Origin of the sequence: Pseudomonas sp. S06B 330 (assembly GCF_002845275.2) — a bacterium.
Taxonomy (GTDB): domain Bacteria; phylum Pseudomonadota; class Gammaproteobacteria; order Pseudomonadales; family Pseudomonadaceae; genus Aquipseudomonas.
The window spans coordinates 237,604-253,317 of record NZ_CP088149.1; the positions used below are offsets into that span (position 1 = coordinate 237,604).

Consider the following 15,714-nt stretch of genomic DNA (forward strand, 5'->3'; position numbering starts at 1 on the left):
GACAGGGGCGTCAGCGACGTGGCAAGGCCAAGCTCAGCAAGAATAGCACTGCCGCGCAGACCACGATCGAAGGGCCAGCCGGCGTGTCCTTGAACCAGGACAAGGCCAGGCCGCCGCACACCGCGGTAACCCCCAGCAGGCTGGCACCCAGGGCCATCTGTTCGGGAGAGCGGGCGTGACGTTGCGCCGCCGCGGCAGGAATGATCAGCAGCGAGGTGATTAACAGTACGCCGACGATTTTCATCGCGACAGCAATCACTACGGCGATCAATAGCATTAGCGCCAGACGCAGCGTGGCCACGGGCAGGCCTTCGACCATGGCCAGTTCTTCATGCACGGTCACCGCTAGCAGCGGGCGCCAGAGCACTACCAGCAGCAATAGCACGGCGGCGCTGCCGCCGAGGATCCAGGCCAGGTCGCTCGGGCTGATCGCCAGCAGGTCACCGAACAGATAGGCCATCAAGTCGATGCGTACATCGTGCATGAAACTCAGCACCACCAGACCAAGGGACAGGGTACTTGGCGCGAGGATGCCCAGCAGGGTGTCGGAGGCCAACGGCTGGCGTTGCTGCAGGGTGACCAGCAGCAACGCCAGTAACAGGCAGCCGACCGTCACCGCCAACGCCGGGCTGATATCCAGCACAAAACCCAATGCCACGCCTAACAGCGCGGCGTGGGAGAGGGTGTCGCCAAAGTAGGCCATGCGCCGCCAGACCACGAATGACCCCAAGGGGCCGGCAACCAGCGCCAAGGCCAAGCCTGCAAGCAGGGCGTAAAGGAGAAAATCAGCCATGCTTGCAGTGCTCTCCGTGTACGTGCCCGGCTTGGGCCGGGGTTACTACCGAGCCATGCAGGTCATGGGCATGGTCGTGGTGGTGATGGTAGATCGCCAGGCTTGGCGCGTTGTTGCCGAACAGCTCAACAAAGGCCGGGTCGCCGCTGACCTGCTCTGGGTGACCCGAGCAGCAGACATGACGGTTCAGGCAGACCACTTGGTCTGTGGTACTCATGACCAGATGCAGATCATGGGAGACCATCAGCACGCCGCAACCATGGCGGTCACGCAGGCGGGTGATCAGGCTGTACAGCTCGGCCTGGCCGGCCACATCGACGCCTTGCACCGGCTCATCAAGCACCAGCAGCTCAGGCTCGCGCAGCAGCGCCCGGGCTAGCAGTACACGCTGCATTTCACCGCCGGAAATACCTTGGATCGGGCTGTCGATCACCTGTTCGGCGCCAACTTCATTCAACGCGCTCAGGGCTGCCGTGCGGTCGACGCCAGGGACCAGACGCAGAAAGCGCAACACCGATAGCGGCAAGGTAGCATCCACCTGCAGTTTCTGTGGCATATAGCCAATGCGCAGGCGCGGCTTGCGCCAGACCTTGCCGGTATGAGGTTTGAGCAAACCCAGTACGGCACGCACCAGGGTGGTTTTACCTGCCCCGTTGGGGCCGATCAGGGTGACAATCTGGCCGGGCTCTACCGCCAGGTCGATGCTGTCGAGCACCGCTTGCCCGGAGAACGCCACGCCGACCTGTTCAAGGCGAATCAGCGCATTGCTCATCAGGCGCTCCGGCAGTTGCTGCACAGGCCGACCACTTCGACGGTCTGCGTCTCGACGCTGAAGCCGACGTCCTTGGCGCTGGCAACGATGGCATCGCTGATGCTGGTTTGTTCCAGCTCGATCGCTACGTGGCATTCGCGACAGATCAGAAACTGCCCTTGGTGGGCATGTTCCGGATGGCTGCAACCGATAAAGGCGTTGAGCGATGCGATGCGATGCACCAGGCTGTTTTCCAGGAGGAAGTCCAGGGCTCGATAGACAGTTGGTGGCGCCGCCCGCCGACCATCCTGCTCGCTCAGTACGGCGAGTATGTCGTAGGCGCCCAGCGGTTTGTGGCTTTGCCAGACCAGTTCCAGCACCCGGCGGCGCAAGGCCGTCAGGCGTAACCCCTGGCGTGCGCACAGGGCATCGGCCTCGGCCAGGGCGCTATGGACGCAATGGGAGTGGTCGTGGGGGCGGTTGGCCAGCGGGGTTTTAGGCATGGGCGGCGACGGTTCTGATTAGAGACGTTATTATGTTACCTGTTCCTGCCCCTTTGAGTGGTCATCGTGTCCCGATTTTTTGCCCTTTTTGTCGCTTTTATTGCCACCTTGGTGATGGCCCAGGCACAGGCTGAAGTCCGTGTCCTGACCAGTATCAAGCCCCTGCAACAGATCGCTGCAGCGGTTCAGGACGGTGTCGGCACACCTGAAGTGCTGCTGCCGCCAGGCGCGTCTGCGCATCACTATGCGCTGCGTCCCTCTGACGTACGGCGGGTGAATGACTACGACCTTCTGTACTGGATAGGGCCGGACATGGAGGGCTTTCTGCCGCGGGTACTCAAGGGCCGCAGCAAGTCCAGCGTCGCTATCCAGGGCCTGCCCGGCTTGCAGTTGCGCCACTTTGGTGAAGACAGCCAATCCCACGATCATGATGGCGATGCCGACGAGCATGACCACGATCATCGCCCCGGCAGTCTGGATGCTCACTTATGGCTGTCGTCGGTTAATGCCCGAGTGATTGCCGCGAAGATGGCCAGCGACCTGAGCGCTGCCGATCCGGCCAATGCCGGTCGTTATCAAAGCAACCTGAAAGCGTTTGGCGAGCGTCTGGACGCTTTGGACCTGCGCCTGAAAAAGCGCTTGGCGGGTATTAGCGGCAAACCCTTTTTCGTTTTCCATGAAGCCTTCGATTACTTCGAGTCGGCCTACGGTCTTAAGCATACCGGGGTGTTCAGTGTCGCTGCCGAAGTGCAGCCAGGGGCCCAGCATGTGGCGGCAATGCGCAAGCGTCTGCAGGAAGTGGGCAAGACCTGTGTGTTCAGTGAGCCACCGCTGCGCCCGCGTCTGGCCGAAACGCTGACGGCGGGCTTGCCGGTTACCTTGGCTGAGCTGGATGCCCTGGGTGGGACTGCATCGGTCAATGCTCAAGGGTATGAGCAGTTGCTGGAAAATCTTGGTAATGATCTGGCAGGGTGCTTGGAGAAGCTCTAGCACTGGATAGGCTGTAGCCGCTGCCGCCAGGCTGCGATCGACTGCGAAGCAGTCGTCAATCAGTCACCATAATGAGCTAGAAAGACGGCCGTTTCACGGCCGATCGCAGCCTGGCGGCAGCGGCTACAGCCATATCACCAGTGATGTAGGCAGCCCTTACAAGGCAAACGGTAAAGCGATTTCCACGTGCTGGCGCGCCGCCAGGCGCACTTCGAAATCGGCCGGATCGTGAATCAGCACGTCCATCCCGGCAAACGACTCAGCAGCAATCAAGCGCGACAGCCAGAAGCGTACGCAGGCAATGCGCAGCATCACGGGCCACAGCTGCGCTTCGGCTGCGCTGAATGGCCGTAGCCCCGCATATGCGCCCAGCAACGCCCGCGCCCGTGGACCGTCAATCTTGCCCTGCTCGTCACAGCACCAGTCATTGAGGGTGATGGCCAGGTCATAAAGCATCGGTCCGGAGCACGCGTTGTAAAAGTCGATCACTCCGGTCAGGTGAGTCCCTTCGAACAGCACGTTGTCACGAAACAGGTCGGCGTGCAGGTTGGCCCGTGGTAGCGCCATGATCTGTGCCTGGTGTGCACTGATCTCGTCCAGGCAACCTTGGAGCAACTGACGCTGTTGCGGGTTCAGGCGCGGCATCAGTTCAGCACCGGTCTCCAGCATCCAGTCCAGGCCGCGGTCGGTCTTGCGTTCCAGCACCTTGTCACGGGTGGCCAGGTGCAGGTGGCCAAGCCATTCGCCGATCTGCACACAATGCTGATTGTTGACTTCCTTGATGTGCTTGCCGGACAGCCGCGGCTGCAGCAGCGCCGGCTTGCCGGCCAGCTCGCGCAGGGCCACACCGTCAGTGCCGCGCAAGGCGTAAGGCACCGGCAGGTCGGCGTCATGCAGCACGTCGAGCAGTTCAATGAAGAACGGCAGGTCCTGGATCGGTCCGCGTTCGACCAGCGTCAGCACGTACTCTCCCTGTTCCAGACTGACAAAGAAGTTGCTGTTCTCGGTACCGGCGGCAATACCCTGGAAGTCCCGCAGGCGGCCAAGGCCATACGGCGCCAGAAAGGTTTCCAGCTCAGGCCGGGTCAGGGGGGTGAAGACTGACATGATCAAAAATTGCCCATACGGGCACTTCTGCAGGGAAGTGCCAGGTTTATGTGAAGGGTACGGCTTACTTCCACTCGAAGATCTTCCACGACGGGATCAGCATGTCCGGCTGGTCCGAGCGAACGAAGTTGGCATCCGTACCGTCGGCGCGTACCAGGAAATAAGGTTTACCGCCTTTCGGGGTGACCTTGATTGCATACAGGAAGCCGTTCTGGCGGTATTCCTGAATGGTCTTGTCGCCTTCCGTGCGAATGGTTACTTCCGGATCCGCCGTTGGCGCGTCATCCGCAGCCAAGGCAACGACCGGAGTGACTGCCAGCAGGCTGAGCAGCAACAGGCGATTTAGTGTACGCATGATAACCTTGTCCCTTTGTCGTCAATGTTCCGGACATTCTAGCGCCGGGCCCGTCGAAAAGGTTGATTCTGCTCATGAGCCAAGCTCCCCTCGTCCTGGTGGACGGTTCCTCATACCTCTACCGCGCCTTTCACGCGTTGCCGCCGCTGACTACTTCCAAGGGCATGCCGACCGGTGCGGTCAAGGGCGTGCTGAACATGCTCAAAAGCCTGCGCAAACAGTATCCGGACAGCCTGTTTGCGGTGGTGTTCGACGCCAAGGGTGGCACTTTCCGCGACGAAATGTTCGCCGAGTACAAAGCCAACCGACCAAGCATGCCGGATGACCTGCGCGTGCAGATCGAGCCGCTGCATGCCAGCGTTCGGGCCCTGGGCTATCCGCTGCTGTGTGTTGAAGGCGTCGAGGCCGACGACGTGATCGGCACCCTGGCCCGCAGCAGTGCCGCGGCCGGACGTCCGGTGATTATCTCTACCGGCGACAAGGACATGGCGCAATTGGTCGACGGCCACATTACGCTGGTCAATACCATGACTGGAACTGTGCTTGATGTCCCTGGCGTACACGAGAAGTTCGGCGTCGGTCCTGAGCACATCATCGATTTCCTCGCTCTCATGGGCGACAAGGTCGATAACATTCCCGGTGTGCCGGGTGTAGGTGAAAAGACGGCAGTGGGCCTGCTGACTGGTATCGGTGGCGGTCTGCGCGACCTGTACGAGAACCTCGACAAGGTGCCCGGTCTGGCTATCCGTGGCGCCAAGACCCTGCCGGCCAAGCTTGAAGAACACCGCGATGCGGCCTTCCTCTCCTATGAGTTGGCGACGATCAAGATCGATGTACCGCTGGAGGTGGAGGTCGACGCGCTGGTCTGCGGCGAGCCGGATCGCGAGGCGTTGCTTGAGCTGTACAGCGAGATGGAGTTCAAGAGCTGGATCGACGAAGTACAGCGCGACGCCAAGCGTGCCGGTCAGGAGATAGTTGCCGAGGCGGTCGAGGAAGTGGTTGAGGCCAAGTACGAAACCATCCTCGATCAGGCCCGTTTCGACGCCTGGCTGGACAAGCTGCGTGCTGCGCCGCTGTTCGCCTTCGACACCGAGACCACTGGCCTGGATGCGCAACAAGCGCAGTTGGTTGGCCTGTCGTTCGCTGTGCAGGCCCATGAGGCCGCCTATGTGCCGTTGACGCACAGCTACATGGGGGCGCCCGAGCAACTGGATCGCGACAGTGTATTGCAGGCGCTTAAACCGCTGCTCGAAGATCCGAAGAAGCTCAAAGTCGGGCAGAACGCCAAGTACGACATGAACATCCTCGCCAACTGCGCCATCGGCGGTGATATCGCCAATGGCATCCTGATGCAGGGCGTGGCCTATGACACCATGCTGGAGTCCTATGTGCTCGATTCGACGGCGACCCGTCACGACATGGACAGCCTGGCGCTCAAGTACCTGAACCACACCACCATCGGTTTTACCGACATTGCTGGTAAGGGCGCCAAACAGCTGACTTTCGACCAGATCAGCCTGGACCAGGCCGGCCCTTATGCCGCTGAAGACGCCGACGTCACCCTGCGGCTGCACCAAGCGTTGCAGCAGAAACTGGCGAAAACGCCGAGCGTGTTGCCGGTGCTCACCGATATCGAGATGCCGTTGGTGCCGGTGCTGGCGAAGATCGAGCGCCAGGGTGCACTGGTCGATGCCAATCTGCTCGGCATCCAGAGCGTCGAGCTGGGCGAGAAGCTGGTGCAGTTGGAGCGTGAAGCGTTCGAGATCGCTGGTGAAGAGTTCAACCTTGGTTCGCCCAAGCAGCTGGGCGTCATCCTCTACGACAAGCTGGGCATGCCCGTCCTCAGCAAGACCGCCAAGGGCCAGGCTTCGACTGCCGAAGCAGTGCTGGCCGAGTTGGCCGACATGGACTTCCCATTGCCCAAGGTGCTGATGCAGTACCGCTCCCTGAGCAAGCTCAAAAGCACCTACACCGACCGATTGCCGGAGCAGATCAACCCGCGCACCGGGCGTATCCACACGTCTTACCAGCAGGCCGTTGCCGCCACTGGGCGTTTGTCCTCCAGCGACCCTAACCTGCAGAACATTCCAATCCGCACAGCGGAAGGCCGGCGAATCCGCCAGGCATTCGTCGCCGCACCTGGCTACAAACTGCTGGCCGCGGACTATTCGCAGATCGAACTGCGGATCATGGCCCATCTGGCCAAAGACGAGGGCCTGCTGCACGCTTTCCGCAACGACCTGGACGTGCACCGGGCAACGGCTGCCGAGGTATTCGGCGTGGACCTGGCCGAGGTCACTACCGACCAGCGGCGCAGTGCCAAGGCGATCAACTTCGGTCTGATCTATGGCATGAGCGCCTTTGGCCTGGCCAAGCAGATCGGCGTCGACCGCAAGCAGTCTCAGGCTTACATTGATCGCTATTTTGCCCGTTACCCCGGCGTCCTGGCCTACATGGAGCGCACCCGCGCGCAAGCTGCCGAGCAGGGCTTCGTCGAAACCCTGTTTGGGCGTCGGTTGTACCTGCCGGAGATCAACGCGAAAAACCCGGCCTTGCGCAAAGGCGCGGAACGCACGGCGATCAACGCGCCGATGCAGGGCACCGCCGCAGACATCATCAAGCGCGCCATGGTGGCAGTGGATAACTGGCTGACGGCGTCGGGCCTGGACGCGCGGGTGATCCTGCAGGTGCACGACGAACTGGTTCTGGAAGTGCGCGAGGACTTGATCGAGCAGGTGCGTGAGCAAATTCGTCCGTACATGAGCAATGCCGCTGCGCTCGATGTGCCGCTGCTGGTTGAGGTCGGAGTGGGGGCAAATTGGGACGAAGCGCATTAAAAATGCAGCTAAATGCAGGGAAAAGCTGCGGCATATCGTCGCGGCTTTTCTCGTCTCAGGGCCGTTAGCGCGAAAAGATGTTGGCCCTATCGCAAATAGTTTCTAAACCTTCGGAACTAAACCGGTGAACCACGACTCAGAGTAACTGAATGGCTGGTGAAGCCCTTCGATGCTCCTATGTTGTGTTAAGTGTTGGCAGATATCTGGACCCCGCCCTAGCGGTCCGGAACTTGGACCCCGAACTTCCCCCTCCCCATACGAAGTCCGGGGTTTTTTTTGCCCGGCGTTTGCCGGGCAGCCCTTATTCTGCGGGCTTGTCGGCCAGTTCCATCCACTTCGCCAGCACGCCGTAGGCTTCTTCCAGGCCCTGGCGCTTGGGCGCCGAGAACAGCTGGATCGTCACGGCATCGCCCCAGCCTTTGCGGATTTCCGACTGCACTTTGAGCAGGGTGTTCTTGGCGGCGCCAAAGGTCAGCTTGTCGGCTTTGGTCAGCAGGATGTGCATGGGCATGCCCGCCGCCTGGGACCAGTCGAGCATCATCTTGTCGAAGTCGGTCATTGGATGGCGCACGTCCATCATCAGGATCAAGCCCTTGAGGCACTCGCGGCTGCCCAGGTAGGCCTCCAGGTGCTTTTGCCAGTGCTGCTTGAGTGGAATCGGTACTTTTGCATAACCGTAGCCGGGCAAGTCGACCAAACGCCGTTCATCGTCCAGACTGAAGAAATTCAACAGCTGGGTCCGCCCCGGAGTTTTCGAGGTGCGAGCCAGGCTGGCGTGGGTCAGGGTATTCAGGGCGCTGGACTTGCCGGCGTTGGAGCGGCCGGCGAAGGCCACTTCGTAGCCCTGGTCGTCCGGGCACTGGTCGACCTTGGCAGCGCTGAGGGCGAATTTGGCCTGTTGGCAGAGACCGAGGATGGGGTTTTTGACTTGCATGGTTTATCCGGTTGGGCGTTGCGCGAGGGGTCTCGGCAAGCGGTGTCGTTTCCGTTTCAGTAACGGGAGTATATAATGCCCCAGTTTTTGTGTGCGCATTATCCCGGCGTAGGAGGATGTGCACGGGGGCGGTTGATTCAAGCTTGCGCAGTAGAACGCAGTGCAACCCCCAACCCTGAATGGTCGTTCGTATGACGAAATGGCTGCTTGCTGTAGGTGTCTTGATACCGTTTTTCAGCGCTCAGGCTACACAGGATCCCCAGGCAGTGTACAAGCGAGCATGTGCCGCTTGCCATGCCGGACAGCTACCGCAGGCACCGCGTTTGGGTGACCAGGCAGCATGGGAGCCACGGCTGGCGCAGGGGATGGAGACGCTGGTGAAGCATGTTACACAGGGTTTCAAGGCTATGCCGCCGCGTGGATTGTGCATGGACTGCAGTGCCGAGGACTACCAGGCGATCATCCACTGGATGAGCCGGAGTCCCGATACATAACTCTTTCACCCTTAGCCGTAGTTGGATTAGCTGATGAACAAACTACTCGTGAGTCTGCTGTTGACCTTGGGCGTCACCGGTGCCGCCAATGCCGCAGAGCCTATCAAAGGGGATGCCGCTGCTGGTCAGGCCAAAACTGCTGTATGTGGCGCGTGTCACAATCCGGACGGCAACAGCATGGCGCCGAATTTCCCGAAACTTGCAGGCCAGGGTGAGAAGTACCTGGAAAAACAATTGCACGACATCAAGTCGGGCAAGCGCACCGTGCTGGAAATGACCGGCATGCTTGCCGCGTTCAATGATCAGGATATGGCCGATATCGCTGCCTACTTCTCCAGCCAAAATGGCAGCGTCGGCGCTGCTGATCCAAAGCTGGTCGAACGTGGCCGTGCCCTGTTCAACGGCGGTGATGTCGAGAACGGCTTGCCAGCCTGCACCGGCTGCCACTCGCCGAACGGCGCTGGCATCGCCCTGGCCGGCTTCCCACACCTGGGCGGCCAGCACGCTACCTACGTGGCCAAACAGCTGACCGACTTCCGCGAAGGCAACCGCACCAACGATGGCGATGCCACCACCATGCGCACCATCGCTGCCAAGCTCAGCAACAAGGACATCGAAGCGCTGTCCAGCTACATCCAGGGTCTGCACTGATCCCGCCTGTCGCGACAACGTTAACGCTGGGTTAATACTGCAGCGTAAAGATGAAAAGGGCGGCCTCGGCCGCCCTTTTTTGTGCCCGCTGCCGTTACACTAACGAACTCGGGCCCGCTTCGACCTGTCTCACTGCAGGTCGTGTCGAGGCGACCAAATTGACTGCTCAGGAGTGAAGCATGCGTAATCTGATTCTCAGCGCCACGTTGGTCGCCGCCAGCGTCTTCGGTATGACTGCCCAGGCTGCACAGCCTATCGGGGCTGCCGAGCCTATCGAGGCTGGCAAGCAGTATGCCGAGCTGAGCAACCCGGTACCGGTGTCGGTGCCAGGCAAGATCGAAGTCGTGGAGCTGTTCTGGTATGGCTGCCCGCACTGCTACAGCTTCGAGCCGGTGGTTAACCCATGGGCCGAGCAACTGCCAGAAGACGTCAACTTCAAGCGTATCCCGGCCATGTTCGGCGGCCCATGGGATGCCCACGGCCAGATGTTCTTGACCCTTGAAGCCATGGGTGTCGAGCACAAGGTTCACGCTGCAGTGTTTGAAGCGATTCAGGTTCAGCGCAAAAAACTGACCGATCCTGAAGAAATGGCTGACTTCCTTGCCACCCAAGGTGTCGACAAGGGCAAGTTCCTTGCAACCTTCAACTCCTTCGCTATCAAAGGCCAAGTGCAAAAAGCCAAGGAGCTGTCCAAGAAGTACGAAATCACTGGTGTACCAAGCATGGTCGTCAACGGCAAATATCGCTTTGACCTCGGCACTGCCCAAGGTCCGGCAGGCGTCCTCAATGTTGCCGACCAGTTGATCGCCAAGGAGCGCGCCGCCAAGTAAGCGGCGCCTACCTACCATGCGCCGCTGGCGAGCTGAGCGAGGCGTTGGCCTGCACGATCCGCGGGTCAACGAACATCACCTGCAGGCTAATGGCCTGCCAGAGGATGGGCGGCTGCGCCTGCTCAGTTTCAATATCCAGGTTGGCATCAGTACCGAACGTTACCGGCACTACCTGACCAAGAGCTGGCAGCACCTGCTGCCGCACAACGGGCGTGCCGGCAACCTGCAGAAGATCGGTGACCTGCTCGGTGATTTCGACCTGGTGGCACTGCAGGAAGCTGACGGTGGCAGCCTGCGCTCGGGGTACGTCAACCAGGTCGAACACCTGGCCCAGCTCGGTGCTTTCCCCTATTGGTATCAGCAGCTCAACCGCAACCTCGGGCGCTTTGCCCAGCACAGCAACGGTGTGCTCAGCCGTCTCAAACCACAACTGCTTGAAGATCACCCCCTGCCCGGCCCAGCTGGGCGGGGAGCGATTCTGGTGCGATTCGGTGAAGGCGAAGATGCGCTGGTAGTGGTAATGATGCACCTTGCGCTGGGTTCCAAGACCCGTGCGCTGCAACTCGCCTACATCCGCGAATTGATCGGCGGCTATCGCCATCAGGTGTTGATGGGCGACATGAACACCCACGCTACTGACCTGCTTGAGCATTCGCCACTGCGCGATCTGGGCTTGGTCGCTCCTCAGGTGCAAGCCACCTTCCCTAGTTGGCGGCCACAGCGCTGCCTTGATCACATTTTGCTCAGCTCAAGCCTGACCCTGGAACGGGTAGAGGTGCTGGCCCAGCCTATTTCCGATCATCTTCCGGTCGCGGTTGAGATTCGTTTGCCTGATGCCCTCGCTGTGGATACCCTGCCCGCTTTGAGCTAATTGCCATCACCCCTCTGCGGACCCAGGCATGACCGACGAAGCCCAGCGCTGGAAAGAAAAGTACCTCAAGAGTATCGAACAGCAAGAGAAGCTGGAGCGTCGTTGGGAAGCCCGCCTCGACCTGCTGCGCCGTGGTCTGGTGCGCAGCACCCTGGCCGCTGAAGGTAGCGACCGTGCGGTGGACCAGTGCATGAAGGAAATGCGCGAAGTCATTCGTACCGACAATATGGACGCTGCCCTCGCCGGGTTGATCCCGCGTCTGGAAAAAGCCGTGCTCGACTCCGAGCAGCGCCGCGAGACGCGTGTTGCTCAAGTCAGCAGTGCCCTCACTTCGTTGGTTAGCCAACTGCAGACCTTGCCGTTGCCCAGTGATGTCAGCCGTCCGCTGAAGAAATTTGCCAAGCAAGTTGAGGCTCGCGCCAGCCAGTCTCGCGAGGTCCCGCTCCTGCTGGGCGAGCTCAGTGGCTTGCAAGGCCAGGCGCTGTCGGCCCTTGAACGCCCTGAAGAGGCACAGCGTCCAGGCTTTTTGCAGCGTCTGTTTGGCAACCGTGAAACCGAAGCTGAAAACCTGCAACCCGTCTTGGCCGGGGTCGCGTCGGGTGTGTCTGAGGTTGCTGAGGTTGTTGAACAGCCTGTCCCGGTTGCGCAATCTTCTGTAGCGGTTGCACCCCAACCTTACGCTACGGTGGACGTCGACGAGCTGCAGACGCTGGAGGCTACTGCCGAAGTAATCGTCGAGCCGTTGCCGTCAGCAGTCGATGTACCAGGCGTGAGGGAAAAGTTGGAAAACGAAGCGGTACCTGCACTGCAGATTACCGAGCTGCCCGCCAATCTTGAGCCCGAAGCCGAGCCCCCTGCGCCGGTCGAACCGCCTCCGGGAGGGAGTGAGCAGGACGTGCTGGCGTTGCTCGAGCACAGCCCAGACGAGCGTCAGGATGATCAGCCCGAAGTGGCGCCGGTGGACGACGAAGAGGCCCACTACGCCCTGCCGGATGGCACTGAACCCAGCTACAGCTCGGTCGCCACGCATATCGAAGAAACCTTGCTTGGCCTGCTTGATGACCTGACCCTGCCGGAACGCTACAAAGTCCAAGCCCAGTCGGTGCGCGAGCGCCTAGAACATGGTCTGAACTGGTACGAACTGTTGCCGGTGCTGGATGACCTGGCGGTACTCATGTTGGCAATCAACGACAGTGGTCAGCACGAGTTTGAAGCATATCTGCAGCAACTCAACGAACGACTTGAGTCGTTCCAGAGTCATTTGCATGAGGCCAGCGAAGGTCATGCCGACAACACGTGTGCCGCCCGCGATCTGGATAACCAACTCCGTGAACAGGTTGATGGCCTGCAAAGCAGTGTTCAAGGTGCTGCCGACCTTGACAGCCTCAAGCATATTCTGGAAAACCGCCTGGAAGGCTTGCTCGGCACCATGGACGAGCATCAACACCAGCGTGATCAGCGTGAGCAGGACATGGCCAGCCGCCTGCAAGGTTTGGCCGAACGTGTAGCGAGCATGGAGCAGGAAGCCATGGGCTATCGCGAACACCTTGAAGAGCAGCGCCAAAAGGCCTTGATCGACCCTCTTACAGGCCTGCCCAATCGGGCTGCCTGGTCCGAGCGGGTGGATCAAGAGGTGCTGGAGTGGCAGGAAAACGGCGGTCATCTGTTGATGGCGATCCTCGACCTCGATCACTTCAAGCGTATAAATGACAGCTATGGTCACCTGGCCGGCGACAAGGTCCTGAAGATTGTCGCCAACGTGTTGCGTAAAAACTTGCGCAGTCGCGACTTCATCGCCCGCTTCGGTGGCGAGGAGTTCGTGCTGCTCATCCCTCAGACGACACTGTCGACCGGTTGCCAGTTGGCCGAGAGCTTGCGTGCGGCAATTGAGGCGTGTCCGTTTCACTTCAAAGGCGAGCGGGTGACCATTACCCTGTCGATTGGCATCAGCGCTTTCCGCTCCGGAGAACGCAGTGAGGGGGTGCTCAAGCGCGCTGACGAAGCCCTGTACCGGGCGAAACATCTGGGCAGAAATCGAGTCGAACAGGGATAAGTGGCGGCAGCGCGGATACGTTATGCTATTGCATTGCAGATCATCACACGTGCCCTTCTCCATGAAAGCCATACTCACCGCGCTCCTGCTACTGACCCTGGCAGGTTGTAGCAGTGGCTTGCGAATTGACCGCAGCCACCCTTCGGTCAATCAGGACGGACGCATTCAGTTTGTCATCCTGCACTACACCAATGCCTCGCTGGAGCGCTCCCTGCAATTATTGACTCACGGCGAAGTCAGCAGCCACTACCTGGTGGGCGACTCTCCCGCGACCGTCTATCAGTTGGTGGATGAAAGCCGACGCGCCTGGCATGCCGGTGACAGTCAGTGGGATGGGCGCACTTGGCTCAATTCCAGCTCCATAGGCATCGAGATCGTCAACCCGGGCTTTACCGACACCCCTAACGGTCGGGTCTGGCATCCTTACACCGAAGCGCAGGTAGAGGCGCTGATTGCGCTGCTCAAGGACATCGTCAAACGCAACAACATCCAGCCCCGCTACATCATTGGTCACAGTGACATCGCGCCGTCGCGCAAACTGGACCCGGGCCCGTTGTTCCCCTGGAAGCGCCTGGCTGATGCGGGGCTGGGTGTCTGGCCAGATGCGCGCGCAGTCGCTCAGCAGCAGGCGCGTTTCAGCGTCAACCCACCGAGCATCACCTGGTATCAGCAACAACTGGCACGCTTTGGCTATGCCATTGAGCAGACCGGCGTCTATGACGTCAGCACCAAGCATGTGCTGGCGGCGTTCCAGATGCGCTTCCGTCCCCAGCGTTTTGATGGCGTGCCTGATGCGCAAACGGCGTCGATGTTGCAGGTGCTCAACAGCCGCTAAATGACGGCGCCGCCAAACGGGCAGGCTGATTTCACCGGCAGTTGCTATACCTCTTGGTATTCAACTGGATATGCCTTGATGTCAGCTGCCCTATCTGTGCTGCGCCACTTGCTCTATCGTCCCTGGTTACTGGCCACACTTGCGGCTTCGGCCAGCGCAATTTTATTGCTGATCGCCAGCATCGGTGTTGCCATGCACCAGGCGCAGCAGAGCGAAAGTGAGCAGATGAATGCCAAGGGCGAGCGTTTCCTCGAGCGCCTGGAGCAGATATTCGGCCAGCTGCGCGAAGGCGTCGACGAGTTGCAGGCGCAACCACTGCGCGGCTGTGATGCGGCGATGTTGGGGGTACTGCAGCAGGTTGGCTTCAAGTACCGGTTTGTCTACGAAGCGGCTTATGTCGATGGTACGGTTGCCTGTTCCAATCGAATCGGTGAGCGCACTATCAACCCCTTGCGGCCTCCGGACATTGGCGGGCCGACCTACAGTTACTGGCTCAATACCACCAGCGAACCCAATGACAACCTTGCAGCGTTGATGCTGGGGCGAGGCAAGTTCCTGGTTTCGACCTCCCGCGGGCATTTGACCGATGTCGTCGACTTACCTGCGGACGGTAGTTTGCTGGTGGTGTTGGATAACGGTACGCGGGCCGTACCGGTGCTTGGCCCGCCCCAGGTCTGGCCGCCTTCAGCGGACTGGCCCCCGCAATCTAACGACGCGTTGCTAGAATTGCCCGACCGTTTGATCTATCGCATGCCGACCAAATCGCCGGACTATCAACTCGTGTTGATTGCGCCTCGCGCCAGTTTGCCGTTGAAGATGAACGGTGTGCTTTGGTTACTGTTCCCAGGCAGTCTGGTATTGGCGTGGTGCCTCGGTTGGCTGGTGCTGCAACTGGTGCGTCAACGCCGCTCGATGAGCTCGGAGTTGCAGGGTGCCTTGCGCCGCGGTGAGTTGCAGGTGCTGTATCAGCCGATCTTTGAGCTGACCAGCCGTCGCTGCGTGGGCGCTGAAGCCCTGGTGCGCTGGCGGCGCCCTGACGGCTCACTGACCAGCCCTGATCTGTTCATTCCGCTGGCGGAAAATACCGGACAGATCCGCCAGATTACCGATTTCGTGCTGCAGCGCGTGCTCGAGCAATTGGGTCAAACGTTACGGGCCAATCGACAGCTTTATGTCTCAGTCAACCTGGCCGCCTGTGATGTGATGGTGCCAAGGATTGGTCGGGTCGCGGCGCGTTTGTTGGCATTGCATCATGTCTCTGCCAGCCAGATTGCCTTTGAGGTCACCGAGCGTGGGTTGATCGATGTCGTCGTTGCTCGCGACAACCTGCAAGCCTTGCGTGCGGTGGGTCACCAAGTGTTGATCGATGACTTCGGTACCGGCTATTGCAGCTTGGCCTATCTACAGACCCTGCCAGTGGATTGCCTGAAGATCGACAAGGCGTTTATCGATGCCCTGGGTCATGATGCGGCCAGCAGTGGGGTGGCGCCACATATCATCCGTATGGCTCACGCCCTGCAGTTGCGGGTTATTGCCGAAGGTATCGAGTATGAAGACCAGGCTATGCTGCTCAACAGTGAAGGGGTGAACTACGGCCAGGGATGGCTGTTTGCGCACCCCCTCAGTGCCCGTCAGTTCGTCGAGCTGATTACCCGCGGTCGGCGCATAACGCCGCGGCGAATTGATGATGAAGCCTGACGCGCGGCAACC

At 60.2% G+C, this 15,714-nt stretch carries 15 protein-coding genes; 9 read left to right on the forward strand and 6 right to left on the reverse strand.

The annotated features are described in order from the left end of the window. Nucleotides 1–10: 10 nt before the first annotated feature. From znuB to zur, 3 genes are read right to left on the reverse strand one after another with little or no spacing between them, the layout of a single operon-like run. A complete protein-coding gene (gene znuB, locus CX511_RS01150) occupies nt 11–793 on the reverse strand; it encodes a zinc ABC transporter permease subunit ZnuB (RefSeq protein WP_045186483.1) in 783 nt (260 codons plus the stop codon). Next, complete coding sequence (gene znuC, locus CX511_RS01155; RefSeq protein WP_045186485.1) at nt 786–1,565, reverse strand: zinc ABC transporter ATP-binding protein ZnuC; 780 nt, start codon at nt 1,563–1,565, stop codon at nt 786–788. Before znuC ends, znuB begins: the two co-directional genes overlap by 8 nt. Continuing rightward, nucleotides 1,565–2,047, reverse strand: a complete 483-nt coding sequence (gene zur / locus CX511_RS01160) for a zinc uptake transcriptional repressor Zur (protein ID WP_101293815.1) — start codon at nt 2,045–2,047, stop codon at nt 1,565–1,567. Before zur ends, znuC begins: the two co-directional genes overlap by 1 nt. Before the next feature lie 66 nt (nt 2,048–2,113). Here zur and CX511_RS01165 point away from each other — a divergent pair, with 66 nt between their 5' ends. Further along, nucleotides 2,114–3,037: a zinc ABC transporter substrate-binding protein gene (locus CX511_RS01165; protein ID WP_045186577.1), complete on the forward strand. Its 924-nt coding sequence runs from the start codon at nt 2,114–2,116 to the stop codon at nt 3,035–3,037. A gap of 156 nt (nt 3,038–3,193) precedes the next feature. Here CX511_RS01165 and CX511_RS01170 read toward each other — a convergent pair whose 3' ends face one another. Then, nucleotides 3,194–4,144, reverse strand: a complete 951-nt coding sequence (locus tag CX511_RS01170; RefSeq protein ID WP_045186489.1) for a homoserine kinase — start codon at nt 4,142–4,144, stop codon at nt 3,194–3,196. 64 nt (nt 4,145–4,208) lie between these two features. Then, on the reverse strand, nt 4,209–4,499 hold the full coding sequence (locus CX511_RS01175; RefSeq protein WP_045186491.1) for a DUF2782 domain-containing protein: 291 nt from the start codon (nt 4,497–4,499) through the stop codon (nt 4,209–4,211). Between the two features lie 74 nt (nt 4,500–4,573). Between CX511_RS01175 and polA the strand changes: the two genes are divergently transcribed. After that, nucleotides 4,574–7,336 (forward strand): DNA polymerase I, encoded by a 2,763-nt coding sequence (gene polA / locus CX511_RS01180; RefSeq protein WP_101293814.1) that lies wholly within the window; start codon nt 4,574–4,576, stop codon nt 7,334–7,336. Nucleotides 7,337–7,637: 301 nt separating this feature from the next. On the opposite strand, the gene yihA is transcribed toward polA, so the two are convergent. Further along, nucleotides 7,638–8,270: a ribosome biogenesis GTP-binding protein YihA/YsxC gene (gene yihA / locus CX511_RS01185; RefSeq protein ID WP_101293813.1), complete on the reverse strand. Its 633-nt coding sequence runs from the start codon at nt 8,268–8,270 to the stop codon at nt 7,638–7,640. A gap of 191 nt (nt 8,271–8,461) precedes the next feature. Here yihA and CX511_RS01190 point away from each other — a divergent pair, with 191 nt between their 5' ends. From CX511_RS01190 to CX511_RS01220, 7 genes are all read left to right on the forward strand, one after another. Further along, nucleotides 8,462–8,764: a c-type cytochrome gene (locus CX511_RS01190; RefSeq protein ID WP_045186497.1), complete on the forward strand. Its 303-nt coding sequence runs from the start codon at nt 8,462–8,464 to the stop codon at nt 8,762–8,764. Between the two features lie 33 nt (nt 8,765–8,797). Continuing rightward, nucleotides 8,798–9,415, forward strand: coding sequence for a c-type cytochrome (locus CX511_RS01195; RefSeq protein WP_045186499.1), 618 nt, complete (start codon nt 8,798–8,800; stop codon nt 9,413–9,415). Nucleotides 9,416–9,594: 179 nt separating this feature from the next. Next, a complete protein-coding gene (dsbA, locus tag CX511_RS01200; RefSeq protein WP_045186502.1) occupies nt 9,595–10,245 on the forward strand; it encodes a thiol:disulfide interchange protein DsbA in 651 nt (216 codons plus the stop codon). Nucleotides 10,246–10,261: 16 nt separating this feature from the next. After that, a complete protein-coding gene (locus CX511_RS01205; protein ID WP_045186503.1) occupies nt 10,262–11,116 on the forward strand; it encodes an endonuclease/exonuclease/phosphatase family protein in 855 nt (284 codons plus the stop codon). A gap of 28 nt (nt 11,117–11,144) precedes the next feature. Further along, complete coding sequence (locus CX511_RS01210; RefSeq protein ID WP_101293812.1) at nt 11,145–13,169, forward strand: GGDEF domain-containing protein; 2,025 nt, start codon at nt 11,145–11,147, stop codon at nt 13,167–13,169. A 61-nt stretch (nt 13,170–13,230) separates the two neighbouring features. Continuing rightward, on the forward strand, nt 13,231–14,004 hold the full coding sequence (locus tag CX511_RS01215) for an N-acetylmuramoyl-L-alanine amidase (RefSeq protein WP_045186505.1): 774 nt from the start codon (nt 13,231–13,233) through the stop codon (nt 14,002–14,004). Between the two features lie 78 nt (nt 14,005–14,082). Beyond that, on the forward strand, nt 14,083–15,702 hold the full coding sequence (locus CX511_RS01220) for an EAL domain-containing protein (protein ID WP_045186506.1): 1,620 nt from the start codon (nt 14,083–14,085) through the stop codon (nt 15,700–15,702). Nucleotides 15,703–15,714: the final 12 nt, after the last annotated feature.

Coding starts and splice junctions, on each gene's coding strand:
- znuB (WP_045186483.1), bottom strand. CDS start 793: ATGGCTGATTTTCTCCTTTACGCCCTGCTTGCAGGCTTGGCCTTGGCG.
- znuC (WP_045186485.1), bottom strand. CDS start 1,565: ATGAGCAATGCGCTGATTCGCCTTGAACAGGTCGGCGTGGCGTTCTCC.
- zur (WP_101293815.1), bottom strand. CDS start 2,047: ATGCCTAAAACCCCGCTGGCCAACCGCCCCCACGACCACTCCCATTGC.
- CX511_RS01170 (WP_045186489.1), bottom strand. CDS start 4,144: ATGTCAGTCTTCACCCCCCTGACCCGGCCTGAGCTGGAAACCTTTCTG.
- CX511_RS01175 (WP_045186491.1), bottom strand. CDS start 4,499: ATGCGTACACTAAATCGCCTGTTGCTGCTCAGCCTGCTGGCAGTCACT.
- polA (WP_101293814.1), top strand. CDS start 4,574: ATGAGCCAAGCTCCCCTCGTCCTGGTGGACGGTTCCTCATACCTCTAC.
- yihA (WP_101293813.1), bottom strand. CDS start 8,270: ATGCAAGTCAAAAACCCCATCCTCGGTCTCTGCCAACAGGCCAAATTC.
- CX511_RS01190 (WP_045186497.1), top strand. CDS start 8,462: ATGACGAAATGGCTGCTTGCTGTAGGTGTCTTGATACCGTTTTTCAGC.
- CX511_RS01195 (WP_045186499.1), top strand. CDS start 8,798: ATGAACAAACTACTCGTGAGTCTGCTGTTGACCTTGGGCGTCACCGGT.
- dsbA (WP_045186502.1), top strand. CDS start 9,595: ATGCGTAATCTGATTCTCAGCGCCACGTTGGTCGCCGCCAGCGTCTTC.
- CX511_RS01205 (WP_045186503.1), top strand. CDS start 10,262: ATGCGCCGCTGGCGAGCTGAGCGAGGCGTTGGCCTGCACGATCCGCGG.
- CX511_RS01210 (WP_101293812.1), top strand. CDS start 11,145: ATGACCGACGAAGCCCAGCGCTGGAAAGAAAAGTACCTCAAGAGTATC.
- CX511_RS01215 (WP_045186505.1), top strand. CDS start 13,231: ATGAAAGCCATACTCACCGCGCTCCTGCTACTGACCCTGGCAGGTTGT.
- CX511_RS01220 (WP_045186506.1), top strand. CDS start 14,083: ATGTCAGCTGCCCTATCTGTGCTGCGCCACTTGCTCTATCGTCCCTGG.